This window comes from Paenibacillus xylanexedens, from assembly GCF_001908275.1.
GTDB classification, from domain to species: domain Bacteria; phylum Bacillota; class Bacilli; order Paenibacillales; family Paenibacillaceae; genus Paenibacillus; species Paenibacillus xylanexedens_A.
Genome location: NZ_CP018620.1, coordinates 3,341,001 through 3,357,794, shown reverse-complemented (window position 1 = coordinate 3,357,794; position 16,794 = coordinate 3,341,001). Strand labels below are relative to the sequence as shown.

Here is a 16,794-nt window from a genome sequence, read left to right as displayed (position 1 = left end):
TCACCTCTATTCGTCAGCCAGCCATGTACGCAGCAGATTGACGAATTCGTCTGGCTTTTTCTTGGCCAAACTCTCCAATTGTTTGCGCACCTGACTTTCGTTCGTTACACTGTCCAGCGTAATGGACGGGAACTCTGTTGCTATTGGAAGAGGAATCTCTTCTTCTTCGACTTCGTTTTGTTTGCGGCGACGGCGTACTAACAATATAACTACCGCTGCGATCAATGCCGCTATGAGTGCGCCTCCACCCCACATCATCGTTGAGGAAAGTTGGAAACCTGTATTGTCTGCAGAGGCAGTCTGGAAGCCTTGTGACATGACTGAAACTTTCTTTGTCAGATCGGCGTCACTTATTACAGTGCCTGAGTCTGCCAATGAAGCACGAACAATGTTAACCAAAATATTCTCAATTGCGTCCTGAACCGGTCCCTGTAATTCTGTTTCTCCATTCGGTGGTTCAACCGCAACGTTAATGGTTAAGTCTTTTACAGTATACGGACTGGAAATAATATCCTTGGCAATTCGATTAACATCGTAGTTTATAGTGCTTGATGATTCTTCGGAGGTAGAGTTACCGGTTGCATCAGATGATGGGTAACCCGGAACTTCCTCTTGTCCTGTGCCAGCAACACCACCTGTTGGATTGCTTGCGCCAGTGTAGCTCTTTTGAATCTCCTGCACACTGATCTCGATGCCTTTCATATTATCTACATCAACAGGTGTGACCAGATTTTCCTTACGTGTTTCTTTGTCAAAATTAAGCTTCGAGGCTACCAAAACATTAACTTTGTCTTCGCCTACAATCTGGGAAAGGAATTGCTTTACGTTATTACGGACATCATTTTCAAACTTTTTCTGTAGTGCCATGTTCTCTTGAACTTCGGAAGACAACCCGCCACTGCCACCTCGGGCAGTTGGAATCAATTCTGCTTCATCTGTGTTCGTAATTGTGATGTTCTCAACAGGCAGATTAGGAATTGCAGTTTTAACCAAGTTAAAGTAGCCATCTACCGCTGCCTGATTTGGGTGATAACCCGGTTTGAATTGGAGAGCTACCGACGCTGATGCTTTGTCTTGTTCTTCTAAACCAGCAAAGATGTTATCTTTCGGCATATTCACGAGTACTTTAGCATCCTGTATCCCTTGCATCCGCTGAAGTAACTGTTCAACTTCTCCGTTTATAGCGTTGTTGTACTTTACATCAAACTCTTTATCCGTCATCCCGATGGGGGATGATGACTCCTCGAATGACTTATACCCTAATGAACCATTCTGAATAATCCCTTGAGATCCAACATTCACCTTTGCAATTGCAACACTTGTACTCGGTACGGATATGGTCTTGCCATCTGAACTTAATTTGTATGGAATGCTAGATGAATCGAGATAACTGATCACGCCCGCTGAATCACTTGCATTCAAATCTGTAAAAGCAACTTCATATTCCGTCTTGGACAATTGCATCGTGAGTACAACTGCAGCCAAAATCAGGAACAGGAAGGTGGATATAAATAATATTTTTTGCTTTTTGCTAAAACTATTCCAATACTGGGATGCCTTATCCCTGTACTGGGCGATTCTCTCATTCACTCTGTCACCCCATCCGAAACTTTGCTTAGTCTGTCCTTACTCAACCCTAGCCGTTTCATAGGTTGACGATCAGGAGCAGCATCGCAGCTGCTTTGTTGTAATGATCAGCGCTATTATCGAAGCGCAAGTAGGTTATTTTATAACTGCGTTCGCATAACTTCTTGGTATGCTTCGACCACTTTGTTTCGGACTTGAGTTGTGAGTTGTAGGCTTAACAAGGCCTGTTCTGAAGCAATCATCACTTGATCCACATTCGCTTTGCCGACCAAAAATTGATTCGACATTTCATGCGATTGAGCCTCCTGTGCTGCAACGGACCCTAATGCATTCTGTAAGTATGTACCGAAGCTCTGAATGGTTTCGGCTGGTGTAGAAGGCTTACTTTCGGTTGCACTCTTCATCTGTAGCGGTTGTATCCCCTGTGTGCTAAACATGTTGTTCTGAATCATTAATGTCCCTCCCCTTCATCCCTGGTTTGTATTTTTCTTATTTTCATTTCTAAGCAGATTATCTTCCAATCTCCAAAGCTTTGGAGATCATCGCTTTGGTTGAATTCAGTGCTGTTACGTTTGCTTCATATGAACGCGAAGCAGAGATCATGTCGACCATTTCTTTCGCAATATCCACATTAGGCATAAATACATATCCTTCTGCGTTTGCATCCGGATGAGAAGGGTCATACACAGGTTTCAAAGGTGACTGATCCTCGCGAATCTCCGTTACTCTTACGCCATCTCCTGAACCGCTACCTCTCATCTGATTTTGCAGCATCGTACCAAATGACGTTTTATTCGGCTCAAGTACAACCATTTTACGTTTGTAAGGGACCGCTTCACCATTGGATACGCTCGCGCGCGTCGTCTCTGCGTTGGCAATGTTGGAAGATATAACGTCCATCCGCAACCGTTGGGCTGTCAGAGCTGAGCTACTTATACTAAAACTATTACTAATGTTCAATTTAGGTTATCTCCCTTCCACGCCAACACGCATGATTTTAATTTGTTCGTTCACTTGCTGAATATAAGCGTTATAACGTAACTGATTCTCCGCCAGAAGACTCATTTCTCTGTCTATATCGACATTGTTTTCGTTGTTATTCATGGAGGTTGACTGGTCCATATTAACTACTGGCGTGGGTACGGAAGAGGAAGGACCTATGACAAAATGCCTTGCATCAGTTACTTTACCCTTAAGAACAGGCATATCTCCATTCATTTGCCCTTGCAACATTTCTTCAAAAGAAACGTCCGAGCGCTTGAAATACGGGGTATCGGCGTTCGCGATGTTGTCAGCAATTGTTCGTTGTCTGATATTGGAAGCATCGAGTGCACCTTGCAATCTTTTAAAGCTGATATCGTTTAAAAGATTCACAATCTCCCTCCTCTCTTTAGAAGTTATGGAAAAAGATTGTATCTTTTCCCTTGAAAATTCTTATGTTTTTTTCGACAAAAACATTCGTCTTTACACGGTTTTCTAGGACTTAAGTAGAATTAACTCTGATGTTGTCGTATAACATAAGTTTCTTCGAGTTTGGGATTTATTACAATAAGAAAAAAGCCCTATCTTTTCTGAAAGACAGGGCTTTTTGTGTATTTTCTGCAAATTATGAATTTTTTCGTAAATGTTCGGTCCCAAAATAAAAGTATGTTAATACTCTCCCTTATTGTTCTTAAACATTCTTAAAATAAAAAAAAAATTTCGAGTCTCAACATGAGCTTATACCGCACGTAATTATGTATATTTCCGAATATTTCATAGTTGATAATGTTAGAATTTTTTGCCGTTATACTAAGGGTTTATGGACAATATGGTAGGTATACATACAAAGCTGTATATTAATCAATTGACAAGTTATCTTTCAAGAATGAAGAAAACTCGTCTTGCCCACACAACACTTTCTTAACAATTAAGTGGGGCCTATATATTTTAATTTTAAGAAAACAATTAGTGACTTCAAACTTTTCAACAATTCATCATTTTGCGCATTTACGCAACATTTACCAATCTGTCAACTAAACCGATGACCAGACTTGGAATAAGGAAAATTCTTTTAATGGGAATCATTGGGTATGGAATGGAAGAATAACTACCACTCCGATAGGTTTTAACTCCGTATACATGCGGCACAAGTCCTAGGTTTTGTCGATCCGTATAACAACCACACATCTTTTATCGGTTGTAACATCAAAATCCTTTAGATAGAAACAAAAATAAACGATATGCGCCAAGTAAGAGGGCCTTTGTGATTCGTTAAAGGATCGCGTCCCTTTGTCGATCACACAAATGTTCTCTACTCTCTTGCATACCGTTCATTTATAACATCATTTTAACAACTACATGGCTAGCCCTATGTTACAGGATATACTGACTCAAATCACGATCAAGCGCAATATCATTTAATTTCTCCCGGACATACTCCGGAGTGATCACCATACGTTCCAGTGTAAGCTCAGGTGCCTCAAAGGATAAATCCTCCAAAAGCTTTTCAAGAATCGTATGCAATCGACGAGCACCTATATTTTCTGTATTTTGATTGACGGATTCAGCCAATTTGGCAATCTCGCGAATGGCCTCGTCCGAGAACTCAATCTCAATATTCTCTGTGCGCAACAGATCAACATACTGCTTGGTCAGTGCATTTTGGGGTTCAGTCAAAATGGATACAAACTCCTCCAGTGTAAGACTACTTAGTTCCACACGAATTGGGAAGCGCCCCTGAAGCTCAGGAATCAGATCAGAAGGTTTGGCGACATGGAATGCTCCAGCTGCCATAAACAGAATATAATCCGTTTTGACAGGGCCATATTTCGTCATTACTGTAGAGCCCTCTACGATAGGCAGAATGTCACGTTGCACACCCTCACGGGATACATCGGGTCCACTACCGCGTCCTTGGCTGGCAACCTTGTCGATTTCATCTATGAAAATGATACCTGTCTGCTCCGCCCGGCGAATGGACTCCTGGGTAACATCATCCATGTCGATCAATTTCCCTGCTTCTTCCTGGATCAACACTTTGCGCGCTTCTTTAATAGCGAGTTTACGTTTTTTCGTACGACGAGGCAACAAGCTACCAAACATCTCCTGCATGTTCATGCCCATCTGATCATTACCTTGACCAGCAAACATGTCCATCATGTTAGGCGAAGTGTCTTCGACATCAATTTCAATGATGTCATCCTCCAACTTGCCAGATAACAGATCAAACTTGATCTTACGGCGGCGTTCGGCAACCCCCGTATCCGGTTCTGGCTCATCCTGCTCCTGAACGTTGTTGCCATTATTCCCAAAGATCATCTCAAAGGGATTACGCTGACTCTTGGACTTAGACTGTGAAGGAGCCAAAATATGTACAATTCGCTCATTGGCAGCTTCTTCAGCTTTGTCCTTCACTTTTTCAGTCCGCTCCAGCTTCACCATCCGCAGTGATGTCTCAATCAGATCACGCACCATCGATTCAACGTCACGGCCAACGTAACCTACTTCAGTGAACTTGGTAGCTTCCACTTTCACAAATGGCGCACCTACCAGTTTAGCAAGGCGACGGGCGATTTCCGTTTTACCCACACCGGTAGGTCCAATCATCAAGATATTTTTAGGCACAATGTCGTCCTGAGTGTGCTCTGGCAAAAGGCTACGCCGATAACGATTACGAAGAGCTACCGCTACCGATTTTTTAGCTTTCTTTTGACCTACAATATACTTGTCAAGCTCTGCAACAATCTGTCTCGGTGTTAACGCTTGAGTATTCATATTGCTTCCCTCCTACCAGTATGTTGAATTTATTTTTCCTAACAAGGACAAAGAATCCCCTAGACGTCCTGGAGCAGATTACAGAATCATGCTCCACTACGGGAGATTTCTTTGGCTTATAACTCTTCTACAATAATATTATTATTGGTATATACACATAGCTCCGAGGCAATCTGAAGTGATTCACGCGCAATATCTTTCGCTTCCAGGTTTACTGCATGACGTTTCAACGCACGCGCAGCAGATAAGGCAAAGTTTCCACCTGATCCGATAGCAATAACGTCATCATCCGGTTCAATTATCTCCCCGCCGCCTGAAATGAGCAGCATACCTGATTTGTCCATCACAATCAACAGCGCCTCAAGCTTACGCAAGATCCGATCCTGACGCCAATCCTTGGCAAGCTCTACAGCAGCACGTTGCAAGTTACCATGGTGCTCCTCCAGCTTACCTTCGAATTTCTCAAACAGGGTGATCGCATCCGCCACAGAACCAGCAAAGCCAGCAACAACCTGTCCGCGGTACAAACGTCTTACCTTCTTGGCTGTATTCTTCATCACAACACTTTGGCCCATGGTCACCTGACCATCTCCTGCGATTGCAGCCTTACCATTATGACGAACAGCACAGATCGTTGTAGCATGAAATGACATATCCATGATATCAGCATCCTCCCACGAATAATTTATACGCGTTCCGGAACAGTTAGACCTTCTGCCGCAGCAAAACTGATGATGCCATCCAGGGCACGCTGTGCAAGAGCTTCATTTTTTTCCTTTTTGTTACGAATCTTTGTTTCAAGCTTCGGCAGCAAACCAAAGTTTGCGTTCATTGGTTGGAAGTGCTTGAAGTCAGCAGTTGTAATATACTGAGCCATACTGCCAAGTGTTGTTTCTACCGGCAATACCACCAGTTCCTGCCCAAGTGCTGCTTTGGCTGCGTTCATGCCGGCAATCAGCCCTGATGCAGCAGATTCCACATATCCTTCTACACCCGTCATCTGACCTGCAAAGAACAGGTTTGGACGCTCTTTAAACTGATACGTCGGAAGAAGCAGTTTAGGAGAGTTAATAAATGTATTACGATGCATTACGCCATAACGAACGAACTCTGCATTTTCAAGTCCAGGAATAAGGGAAAAGACACGTTTCTGTTCTCCCCATTTCAGATGCGTCTGGAAGCCCACCAAGTTATACAGGGTTCCAGCTGCATTGTCCTGTCTAAGCTGAACAACCGCATGTGGCAACTCTCCTGTATGAGGGTTAACCAGACCTACCGGTTTCATTGGACCAAACAGAGCCGTCTGTTTTCCGCGTTTCATCATCACTTCGATTGGCATACAACCTTCAAAGTAGATTTCTTTCTCGAACTCTTTCAATTGAGCGACTTCAGCAGTAATGAGAGCTTCATAGAAGACATCAAACTCTTCTTCTGTCATCGGACAGTTCAGATATGCCGCTTCACCCTTATCATAACGGGAAGCCAGATACACTTTATTCATATCAATTGAATCTTTTTCGATGATCGGTGCAGCTGCATCATAGAAGTAGAAATACTCTTCCCCCATTAGTGCCTTGATTTGCTCAGACAATGCAGGTGAGGTCAGCGGGCCCGTTGCAACAACAACGATGCCATCTTCCGGCAGAGAAGTTAATTCCTCATTCACCACTTCGATGAGCGGATGCTGGTGCAACGTGGATGTAATCTCGCCTGAAAATCCATCACGGTCCACAGCAAGTGCACCACCTGCGGGAACTGCATGTTTGTCTGCTGCTGACAATACGAGAGAATTGAGCATTCTCATTTCTTCTTTTAACACACCCACTGCATTGGTCAATCCATTCGCACGCAGCGAGTTGCTACATACCAGTTCTGCAAATTTATCCGTATGATGGGCTGGCGTTTTTACAACAGGTCTCATCTCGTATAATTTTACGCGTACGCCGCGACTTGCAATCTGCCAGGCCGCTTCTGTTCCTGCCAGCCCGGCACCAATAACGGTTACTTGTTGTTCATTCGTCAAAATCATTTACCCCCATAAAACAATTTCAAAATTTACTAAATTTGATTCGCATATATATTAATCCGCTGATTCGTCATCCGGTTCATCCACCGGCTCCTGATGATCACATGAAGTACACTGCAATCGTGCTCCCTTTTTGTTCCGCTTTTCAATCATTAGCGATCCGCAACTTGGACATGGTTTGGCTGAAGGTCTGTCCCATGAGACAAAATCACATTCAGGATATTTGTCACAACCGTAGAAAATACGTCCTTTTTTGCTACGACGCTCAACAACATGACCTTCCTTACACTTCGGACAAGTCACGCCGATATCCTTGATAATCGGTTTGGTATTCCGGCAATCAGGGAAGCCAGAGCACGCAAGAAACTTGCCAAAACGTCCGAGTTTATAAACCAGCGGTTTGCCGCACTTCTCACAGATCTCATCCGATACTTCGTCTTCAATCTCGATTTCTTTCATTTCTTCTTCCGCAAACTCAAGGCGTTTCTCAAAAGATTCATAGAATTCTGCGAGTACTTTGACCCAATCCTCGGAACCTTCCTCCACATGGTCAAGATCACCTTCCATGTTCGCGGTAAACTCTACATTCAGGATTTCAGGGAAAAACTCTTCCATCTGTTCGATGACCAGTTCACCCAGCTCGGTCGGCATGAATTTCTTTTCCTCAATTGCAACATATCCGCGCTTCTGAATGGTCTCCAGTGTTGGCGCATATGTACTCGGACGCCCTATACCCAATTCCTCAAGCGTCTTAACCAACCTTGCCTCCGTATAACGGGGGGGAGGTTGTGTAAAATGCTGTTTTGGCTCAATCTCCTGCTTCTCAAGCACATCTCCACTTTTCAACGGAGGCAGCAGACGATCTTCATCGGTTGTACCATCGTCGTTTCCTTCAACATATACCTTCATGAAACCTTGGAATCGTACCTTCGAACCTGCTGCACGGAAAATGGTGTCCCCCGCAGCAATATCTACAGAGAGTGTATCCAGAATAGCCGAAGACATTTGGCTCGCTACAAAACGTTCCCATACCAGTTTATACAACCGGAACTGATCACGACTCATAAACGACTTGATTGAGTCAGGGTCACGCAGAATTGAAGTTGGACGAATCGCTTCATGCGCATCCTGAGCATTAGCTGCTTTTTTGGAATAGTTTCGTGGAGTCTCAGGTGCAAATGGCTCACCATACTTACCAACGATATATTCTTTGGCTTCTTCTTGTGCAGATGCCGCAATTCGTGTGGAGTCAGTACGCATATACGTGATGAGACCTACTGTGCCTTCTTTTCCAAGGTCTACACCTTCATATAGTTGTTGGGCGACTGACATCGTCTTGGAAGCTCTGAAATTCAATTTACGCGCCGCTTCCTGTTGCAGAGAACTCGTTGTAAACGGGGCGGAAGGGTTACGGCTCCGTTCTTTCTCTTTAACTTCCTTGATCGTAAAGTCTGCACCTTCGATCTGTTTCAGGATCGCTTGCACTTCCGCTTCACTGCCCAGCTCTGTTTTGGCCCCGTTCAGTTTATGAAACTTGGCTTCAAACGGATTGCCGTCTGCTGTCAGTTTGGCAGTAATGCTCCAGTATTCTTCCGGCTCAAAATCATCAATTTCATTTTCACGATCTAAAATGATTTTAACAGCCACGGACTGAACCCGGCCTGCAGACAATCCTTTTTTTACTTTCTTCCATAATAACGGACTAATTTTATATCCAACGAGCCGATCCAGAATACGTCTTGCCTGTTGCGCGTTAACCAAATCCATATTGATTTTCCGCGGCGTTTTGAACGCATCTTTGACCGCCTGTTTTGTAATTTCATTAAATACAACCCGGCAATCTGCCGTATCGTCCAGTTCAAGGGCATGGGCCAAATGCCATGCGATAGCCTCACCTTCGCGATCCGGGTCAGCTGCGAGATACACTTTTTTCACTTTCTTCCGTGCATCCTTCAGTTCTTTCAAAATTGAACCTTTGCCGCGGATCGTAATATATTTCGGATTAAAATCATTCTCTACCTCAACGCCGATCTGACTCTTTGGCAAATCGCGAATATGCCCCATCGAAGCTTTTACGATGAACTTGCTGCCTAAATATTTGCCTATCGTCTTCGCCTTTGAGGGCGACTCCACGATTACGAGTGCATCCGCCATAGGTTCATCCTCCTCTCAGTCATGAAACTGTCATGAAACTGTTTCTGTAAGCTTATGCATAGTTAATAACTTCTGCTAATTATATATTTCCACGCACTACGTAGGTTGTAGCTTCGTCATACCCTCGCGTATTTAGTGCCTGGTAATTGGCTAATCTGCTTTTTTATGATTAAAGATAACAGAACTGAATGCAAATGTCCAAAATCCCAACCAAGCAGCTCAACCAGTTGATCCAATGATTGTTCTCCCTGTTCCAACAGATAAATCACACGTTGTTCATCTGGAGAGAGCTTAACCTCAGCGAATATCCCTCGCCCGGAAGGCTCGCTTGTTTCGGTCGAACGTCCTCTATTGTAAGGAAGTTGTTCTGCATTTGGCAAGCCCAATCGATACTCTTCCAATACATCTGCTGCACAAGTGACCAATTTGGCCCCTTGACGGATAAGATTGTGTGCTCCCCGACTTTTCGGCGATGTAATAGGTCCAGGGACTGCAAATACATCCCTGCCTGCTTCAAGCGCAGCATCTGCTGTAATGAGTGAACCACTGCGAATGTCAGCCTCAACAACCAATGTTCCCAATGTCAGACCGGCAATGATTCGATTCCGTTCCGGAAATAATCCCTGGCGCGCTCTCGTACCTGGTGGATATTCCGACAAAAGCAGCCGTCTCCGCGATTCGTTCAGCGAGGCTTGTATTTTCGGGTGGGTATATATTATCAATCCCTGTTCCAAATACTGCAATCGTTTTTCCTTTAGCACGTAGTACTGCCTCATGACATACGCTATCAATACCGCGGGCAAGCCCGCTTACAATCGTCAGTCCTGCATTGCATAATTGCTCTGCCAGCTTTTCTCCAACTTTGCGCCCATACACGGTTGGCATACGAGTTCCCACCATGGCAATAGACGAATTGTGAAGCAAACTAACATCCCCTCGAGCATACATTACCCAGGGAGGCTGAACGGTTTCCTTCATTAATATGGGATAATTCTGATCCAGATAAGTAATAACCTCTATCCCCTGATTGTAAACGTGTTCTCTTTTACTCTCGATCCAGTCGATAGTAAATTGGCTAGCCAAACGTGCAGCTTGATCTTTGCGCAAACCTGCTGCGACCCAGTCGCTTTCCCCATAATTCAATAGATCGGTTAATTCATGTTGTCCCAGAATCAGTTTCGAGATTGTTTTCTTGCCAATACCCTCCATCTCATGTAACCCAAACAAGATCCATCGTTCTTCCATACCATAAACCTCCCAAAGCGGGAAGAGATCTTCCCTCATATTGTGTGTTAAGTGACCACGGAATGCAAGCGTTTACGCAGATGAGGGACAATTCCTCCCCCTTTTCCCGTAAAAAAACGCAAAAAAGCAACCCTTCGCCCTGTTCAAGGACAAAAGGTTGCTTACCTTTTCCGTAACCATAATAGTCGGTCTACCAGAAATAAATCATTTCCGAGCCGTTTCTTCTATTATAACGAAAAAGAATTAATGTGTCGTGCACAAATTCAAAATACCGCGTTCCTCAAGTACACTCACCAAAGTCGAACCCATCTCAGCAGGAGTTGGTGCAACTTTGATTCCACATGATTCCAGCTTCGCAATTTTCTCTTTGGCTGTACCTTTACCGCCAGAGATAATAGCGCCAGCATGGCCCATCCGTTTGCCTGGAGGCGCTGTTACGCCACCGATAAAGCCAACAACCGGTTTGGTCATGTTTTCACGTACCCAATCTGCAGCATCCTCTTCAGCTGTACCACCAATCTCACCAATCATGATGACCGCATGAGTCTGTGGATCTTCATTGAACCGCTTCAGGATATCAATGAACTCGGAGCCTTTTACAGGGTCTCCCCCGATTCCTACAGCAGAAGATTGTCCAATGCCACGTGTTGTCAGTTGATGAACGGCTTCATAGGTAAGTGTTCCACTACGGGAAACAACGCCTACGTGCCCTGCCATATGGATATAACCAGGCATGATACCGATTTTACATTCGCCTGGTGTAATGACACCTGGACAGTTTGGTCCGATCAGGACAGTATCTTTACCTTCCATAAAGCGGTCAACCTTGATCATGTCAAGAACAGGAATACCTTCTGTAATACAGATTACGAGGTCCAGCTCAGCATCAACAGCTTCCATAATGGAATCTGCTGCAAATGCAGGAGGAACGTAAATGACGCTCGCTGTTGCGCCTGTAGCTTCCTTCGCTTCCTGCACAGTGTTGAACACCGGCAGACTAGCTACTGTACCGTCTTCCAACGTGATATCCACATTAGTTCCGCCTTTACCCGGTGTAACTCCGCCTACCATCTGGGTTCCGTAGTCCAATGCGCCCTTCGTGTGGAACATTCCCGTTGAACCCGTAATGCCTTGCGTAATGACTTTTGTATTTTTATCGATCAAAATACTCACGTTGCTTCACATCCTTACGGTTATTTTTCAATTCCCGGACAGCTCCGGTACTAAGGAATGAACTTATTTTACGAGGGCAACAATTTTTTGTGCACCATCGGCCATGGAATCAGCAGGAACGATATTCAGGCCAGATTCACCCAGAATACGTTTGCCAAGCTCCACGTTAGTTCCTTCAAGACGAACAACCAGCGGTTTGGTCAGGCCAAGCTGCTTCGCGGCTTCAACAACACCATTGGCGATAACATCACAGCGCATGATGCCACCGAAGATGTTAACAAAGATCCCAGCTACTTTGGCATCGGACAAGATGATCTTAAATGCTTCAGTCACCTTCTCTGTTGTTGCACCGCCCCCAACGTCAAGGAAGTTGGCCGGGTCTCCACCGTAGTATTTAATAATATCCATCGTTGCCATGGCAAGTCCCGCACCATTGACCATACAGCCGATGTTGCCATCAAGTGCTATGTAGCTGAGGTCGTATTTGGAAGCTTCGATTTCTTTTTCATCCTCTTCATCCAGGTCACGCAGTTCCAAAATGTCTTTGTGACGGAACAGGGCGTTGGAGTCAAAGTTTAATTTCGCATCTAGCGCGATAACGTTTCCATCTCCGGTAACAACGAGAGGATTGATCTCGGCAATAGAGCAATCTTTTTCGACAAATGCAGTGTACAGCGCGAGCATGAACTTAACAGCTTTGTTCACCAGTTCATTCGGAATCTTAATGCTGTAGGCCAGTTTACGGGCCTGGAACACTTGCAATCCAATGGCAGGGTCAATGATTTCTTTGAAAATTTTCTCAGGTGTAGCTTCAGCTACTTCTTCAATCTCAGTACCGCCTTCTTCGGAAGCCATCATAACTACACGGCCTGTGGCACGGTCCACAACAACACCCACATAATACTCTTTGCGGATATCGCATCCTTCTTCAATCAGAAGACGTTTCACTTCTTTACCTTCTGGTCCAGTCTGGTGTGTTACCAATACTTTGCCCAGAATTTCGGAAGCATAGGCACGAACTTCATCCGTACTCTTTGCCACTTTTACGCCGCCGGCTTTACCCCGGCCACCTGCGTGAATTTGCGCTTTAACAACAGTCACCGGACTGCCCAGTGCCTCTGCGGCCGCAACCGCTTCATCGACTGTATAAGCAACCTTTCCGTTTGGAACGGTAACTCCATACTGTTTCAGTACTTCTTTTCCTTGATATTCATGGATATTCATTCTCGAATCCTCCTATCAACATGACTGCAACAAGGCGGGTTGGTAGACTAACAAAAGACAAATGTTGACTATTTTCACTTAAACCCAATTCATTGTAACACGTTTTTAAAACGCTTTCCTTAAAAAATTAATGTTTAATAGACAGTATTTTGATATGAGTATGATCCCATATTGTGAATGCTTGGGTATATATGGAAAAAACCTCAGCTAAAAACTGAGGTTTCCTTGATGTAAAACTACATTTTATTTTTTGGCTGCGTTAGTGTTGGTTTCGTGAACTTTCTCCAGCAATCCTTTGAACTGACCCAGCAATGTTTCAAACTCTGTACTGTTCAAACACGCATCTCCCTGAATGGATTCAGGTATGGATAATGCCTTGTTCCGCAACTCACGACCCGAGTCGGTTAGTGTAATTAATACTTTTCGTTCGTCCTGAGCTGAGCGTTCGCGATTAATAAGTCCTGCTGACTGCAAACGTTTGAGAAGTGGTGTCAACGTTCCCGAATCGAGATAGAGAGCCTCCCCGATCTCCTTAACCGTACATTCTTCACGTTCCCACAAAACCATCAACACCAAATACTGGGAATACGTTACGCCAAGTACCTCCAGATAAGGCTGGTACATCTTCGTAATCTCACGTGAACAAGCATATATGGCAAAGCATAATTGGTTATCCAGCTTCAAACTGTCAGTCTGCATATGTCTTTCTCACCTGCCTATTGTGCAATCTATTCCTAATAATACAGGAACTATAGATCTATACTATCACAAAATAGAAAAAAAACAGAATAATTGAGCACAAATGATTTTACTATTCAATTTAATTATGATAAATTAGATTGTGTAAAACATAAATGTAATTAGATAATCAGCAGTTCAGCCCCATGATTTAACAACAATAATAGATAAGTCCATCGAACAGATTCACGCTTTCTCGGGTCAAATTTAATAATCATAATGAAAGTTTATACGTAACCATTTTCACCAAAGCTATTTAATGATTTCCTTCCAGAAATAAAATTCAGGGATCAGGAAAGATGACTACAGCAATGATAATGACAGGTTGACTCCATGATTCCTTTTATATAAAATGCTTAATAGAAGCTGAGGAAGCACCTTAATTCGTAGACTGGCCCGTATTATGCGGAGTCAAGAATCGAGTGAGGTGTTTCTTTGTTATGTACGGAAAATTACACAGTGCGTGTTTGTACGGAATCGATGGTGTTCTGATCGAGGTGGAAACCGATTTATCCAATGGTCTGCCACAGACATCCATCATCGGTTTACCGGATTCAGCCATTCGTGAGGCCGTTGAACGTGTTCGTGCAGCGATTAAAAACTGCGGATATCAGTATCCTTTACAGCGAATCACAATCAATCTGGCCCCCGCAGATCTGCGCAAGGAAGGATCTTCCTTTGATCTGGCCATCGCTATTGGTTTACTTATGACAAGCGGCCAGCTTGTACTTCCTCCCCAGGAACGGACACTAGTGGTTGGCGAACTGGCGTTGGACGGTTCGATCAGGTCCGTGCCCGGCATTTTATCCATGGTGGATCTGGCCAAACGACAAGGCTTTACGTCCGTGCTCCTGCCTTTGGATAACGTGGAGGAAGCGTCACTGATTCGAGGTATCCAGGTGTTTGGCATTCGTCATTTACAGGATATTGCTGCGGAAAACCCAGATCAACCCGCTAGTTCGGTGGGAATACCAAATAATTCGAATGCAGGACCAGTCGTGTTGAAAAATTATGCACACCTCGCTGCTCCTATAACTGATAAGACTCATAAGATGGCGGATAGGAAGACGAGACAAACACCATTATTTGCAGACGACTATAGTGATGTTCTAGGGCAGCATCATGTAAAACGCGCGCTTATGATTGCTGCAGCCGGCATGCATAATATACTGCTCGTTGGACCGCCAGGCACGGGCAAAACGATGTTAATCAAACGTCTACCCTCCATCCTTCCTCCTTTGTCAGAAGATGAAGCGTTGGAAGTCACCAAAGTATTAAGTGCCGCAGGCAAGTTGAAAGAAGCGCCTCAAGGCCTGATTGCAGACAGACCTTTTCGCTCTCCTCACCACACGATATCCACCTCTGGTCTGATTGGAGGCGGTGGTATCCCAAAACCAGGTGAAGTGAGCCTTGCCCACCGGGGCATATTGTTTCTGGATGAATTACCTGAATTCCAGCGCCAAGTGCTGGAGGTATTAAGGCAGCCGTTAGAGGATCGCACAGTGACAATCAGTCGGGCACGGGCTGCGTTCACCTTTCCGGCCCAGTTCATGCTAGCATGTTCCATGAATCCCTGTCCCTGCGGTTATTTGTCCGCTCATTCGGAGGAGCAACGCTGCATATGTAGTCCAGCCCGTGTTGCCGCGTACCGAGCCAAAATTTCAGGACCACTGCTGGACCGCATTGATCTTCAGGTTGAAGTTCCTCCACCAGGCGAGTGGCGTAAATCAGCTGCCTCACCTTCCTCTGCAGAAATGCAGGCAAAAGTCATCCATGCTCATCAAATTCAGGCTACACGTTATGCCCAAAGTTCAGTTCGTTGGAATAGCCAGCTTTCGGGCACGCTTTTGCGACGAACGATCCATCTCCCCCAAGAGGCAGAGCAACTGTTAGAGCAAACGCTGCAAACGTTAAACCTGAGCATGCGTGCACATGATCGGATAATCAAGATGGCACAGACAATTGCCGATCTGGACCATGAAGGTGAAATTGTGACAGCTCATGTGGCTGAAGCCATCCAGTATCGTCAATTGGATCTTAATTTATTTTGAAGCTATTTTAGAAGCATATGGAGCAAAGAACAGGCCGATTTACGCAAAGGCAGTGAAATGGGCATGAAACTGTAAACAGCAGAGGAAGATCGAGAAGGATTCCTTATGCAGATTCTACAACGCGGATACGCCAACATGACAAAAAACGTACAAGCCCTTCTCTTCTGTGAAGAAAGGTACTTGTACGTAGATTTCCCTGTAAACGTAAGGGGATCTTATATAGCTAAGGTCTACAATAATTTATTATTCAAAAAGAGTGAGTTTGTCCTTAGCTGGTGTGCGTTCTTTGGCAGAAGGAATAACATCAGGATATCCCATATAAATCATACCTACAATCTTCTCTCCCGCCTCTATTCCAAGCGGTTTGCGGAATTTGGGAGCGTACAAGAATGGCTTGGTCACCCAGAACGTTCCAATGTCTTCACTCCAGGCTGCAAGCATAAAGTTCTGAACCAATGCACTGACCGCAGCGAAGTCTTCGTCCCAGATATTCTGTCTTGGATCTTCTTCCAGCACAACAAGCATAACGGATGGAACTTGCATAATATTGGCTGAGAATTTGTTGTCTTCTCCCATCTCTGCATCAATAGCCTCCGCCAGTTTCTTCCGTCCATTTCCGGTAAACAACAAAAATCTCCAAGGTTCACGCAGTTTATGGTTAGGAGCCCAGACTGCCGTATCCAGCAATTCTATAATCTGCTGTGTAGGAACAGCTTCTTTTTTGAATTTTTTCACCGTACGACGGTTTTGAATCGCATTTCTGACTTCATTTGTTGTTTTCGTAGCTTTACTCATCGATCGTACCTCCTGTTTATAAATAACATATGACATCACTACATC

General features: G+C 44.5%; 14 protein-coding genes and 1 pseudogene. 1 reads left to right on the top strand and 14 read right to left on the bottom strand.

Features of this window, described 5'->3' with window-relative positions:
* Window positions 1-6: 6 nt before the first annotated feature.
* From fliF to BS614_RS14940, 13 genes and pseudogenes are all read right to left on the bottom strand, one after another.
* Window positions 7-1,590 carry a flagellar basal-body MS-ring/collar protein FliF gene (fliF, locus tag BS614_RS14995; RefSeq protein WP_074094559.1) on the bottom strand — a complete coding sequence of 528 codons (1,584 nt, stop codon included), beginning with the start codon at window positions 1,588-1,590 and terminating at the stop codon, window positions 7-9.
* Window positions 1,591-1,727: 137 nt separating this feature from the next.
* Complete coding sequence (gene fliE, locus BS614_RS14990) at window positions 1,728-2,039, bottom strand: flagellar hook-basal body complex protein FliE (RefSeq protein WP_017689190.1); 312 nt, start codon at window positions 2,037-2,039, stop codon at window positions 1,728-1,730.
* 58 nt (window positions 2,040-2,097) lie between these two features.
* The gene (gene flgC, locus BS614_RS14985; RefSeq protein ID WP_017689191.1) at window positions 2,098-2,547 is read right to left on the bottom strand and encodes a flagellar basal body rod protein FlgC; all 450 of its coding nucleotides are present in this window, start codon (window positions 2,545-2,547) and stop codon (window positions 2,098-2,100) included.
* A gap of 6 nt (window positions 2,548-2,553) precedes the next feature.
* The gene (gene flgB, locus BS614_RS14980) at window positions 2,554-2,961 is read right to left on the bottom strand and encodes a flagellar basal body rod protein FlgB (RefSeq protein ID WP_036670359.1); all 408 of its coding nucleotides are present in this window, start codon (window positions 2,959-2,961) and stop codon (window positions 2,554-2,556) included.
* Window positions 2,962-3,942: 981 nt separating this feature from the next.
* Entirely contained in the window at window positions 3,943-5,343 is a 1,401-nt protein-coding gene (gene hslU, locus BS614_RS14975) for an ATP-dependent protease ATPase subunit HslU (protein WP_074094558.1), read from the bottom strand.
* 116 nt (window positions 5,344-5,459) lie between these two features.
* Entirely contained in the window at window positions 5,460-6,002 is a 543-nt protein-coding gene (hslV, locus tag BS614_RS14970; protein ID WP_017689194.1) for an ATP-dependent protease subunit HslV, read from the bottom strand.
* A 26-nt stretch (window positions 6,003-6,028) separates the two neighbouring features.
* Entirely contained in the window at window positions 6,029-7,372 is a 1,344-nt protein-coding gene (gene trmFO / locus BS614_RS14965) for an FADH(2)-oxidizing methylenetetrahydrofolate--tRNA-(uracil(54)-C(5))-methyltransferase TrmFO (RefSeq protein ID WP_390925419.1), read from the bottom strand.
* A 51-nt stretch (window positions 7,373-7,423) separates the two neighbouring features.
* Window positions 7,424-9,523 carry a type I DNA topoisomerase gene (gene topA, locus BS614_RS14960; protein ID WP_047842473.1) on the bottom strand — a complete coding sequence of 700 codons (2,100 nt, stop codon included), beginning with the start codon at window positions 9,521-9,523 and terminating at the stop codon, window positions 7,424-7,426.
* A gap of 116 nt (window positions 9,524-9,639) precedes the next feature.
* Window positions 9,640-9,792 carry a DprA-like winged helix domain-containing protein gene (locus BS614_RS32720; protein WP_483406825.1) on the bottom strand — a complete coding sequence of 51 codons (153 nt, stop codon included), beginning with the start codon at window positions 9,790-9,792 and terminating at the stop codon, window positions 9,640-9,642.
* 180 nt (window positions 9,793-9,972) lie between these two features.
* Window positions 9,973-10,501 (bottom strand): annotated as a pseudogene (gene dprA / locus BS614_RS32715) (DNA-processing protein DprA); the annotation flags it as partial.
* A gap of 510 nt (window positions 10,502-11,011) precedes the next feature.
* Window positions 11,012-11,941 (bottom strand): succinate--CoA ligase subunit alpha, encoded by a 930-nt coding sequence (gene sucD, locus BS614_RS14950; protein WP_074094556.1) that lies wholly within the window; start codon window positions 11,939-11,941, stop codon window positions 11,012-11,014.
* Between the two features lie 63 nt (window positions 11,942-12,004).
* A complete protein-coding gene (sucC, locus tag BS614_RS14945; RefSeq protein ID WP_036609384.1) occupies window positions 12,005-13,165 on the bottom strand; it encodes an ADP-forming succinate--CoA ligase subunit beta in 1,161 nt (386 codons plus the stop codon).
* 243 nt (window positions 13,166-13,408) lie between these two features.
* Complete coding sequence (locus BS614_RS14940; protein WP_036609387.1) at window positions 13,409-13,864, bottom strand: MarR family winged helix-turn-helix transcriptional regulator; 456 nt, start codon at window positions 13,862-13,864, stop codon at window positions 13,409-13,411.
* A gap of 479 nt (window positions 13,865-14,343) precedes the next feature.
* On the opposite strand from BS614_RS14940, the gene BS614_RS14935 reads away from it, so the two are divergent.
* Window positions 14,344-15,954, top strand: coding sequence for a YifB family Mg chelatase-like AAA ATPase (locus BS614_RS14935; protein WP_074094555.1), 1,611 nt, complete (start codon window positions 14,344-14,346; stop codon window positions 15,952-15,954).
* Window positions 15,955-16,197: 243 nt separating this feature from the next.
* On the opposite strand, the gene BS614_RS14930 is transcribed toward BS614_RS14935, so the two are convergent.
* Window positions 16,198-16,749: a nitroreductase family protein gene (locus tag BS614_RS14930; protein ID WP_074094554.1), complete on the bottom strand. Its 552-nt coding sequence runs from the start codon at window positions 16,747-16,749 to the stop codon at window positions 16,198-16,200.
* Window positions 16,750-16,794: the final 45 nt, after the last annotated feature.

Coding starts and splice junctions, on each gene's coding strand:
- fliE (WP_017689190.1), bottom strand. CDS start 2,039: ATGATTCAGAACAACATGTTTAGCACACAGGGGATACAACCGCTACAG.
- hslU (WP_074094558.1), bottom strand. CDS start 5,343: ATGAATACTCAAGCGTTAACACCGAGACAGATTGTTGCAGAGCTTGAC.
- hslV (WP_017689194.1), bottom strand. CDS start 6,002: ATGGATATGTCATTTCATGCTACAACGATCTGTGCTGTTCGTCATAAT.
- trmFO (WP_390925419.1), bottom strand. CDS start 7,372: ATGATTTTGACGAATGAACAACAAGTAACCGTTATTGGTGCCGGGCTG.
- topA (WP_047842473.1), bottom strand. CDS start 9,523: ATGGCGGATGCACTCGTAATCGTGGAGTCGCCCTCAAAGGCGAAGACG.
- sucC (WP_036609384.1), bottom strand. CDS start 13,165: ATGAATATCCATGAATATCAAGGAAAAGAAGTACTGAAACAGTATGGA.
- BS614_RS14940 (WP_036609387.1), bottom strand. CDS start 13,864: ATGCAGACTGACAGTTTGAAGCTGGATAACCAATTATGCTTTGCCATA.
- BS614_RS14935 (WP_074094555.1), top strand. CDS start 14,344: ATGTACGGAAAATTACACAGTGCGTGTTTGTACGGAATCGATGGTGTT.
- BS614_RS14930 (WP_074094554.1), bottom strand. CDS start 16,749: ATGAGTAAAGCTACGAAAACAACAAATGAAGTCAGAAATGCGATTCAA.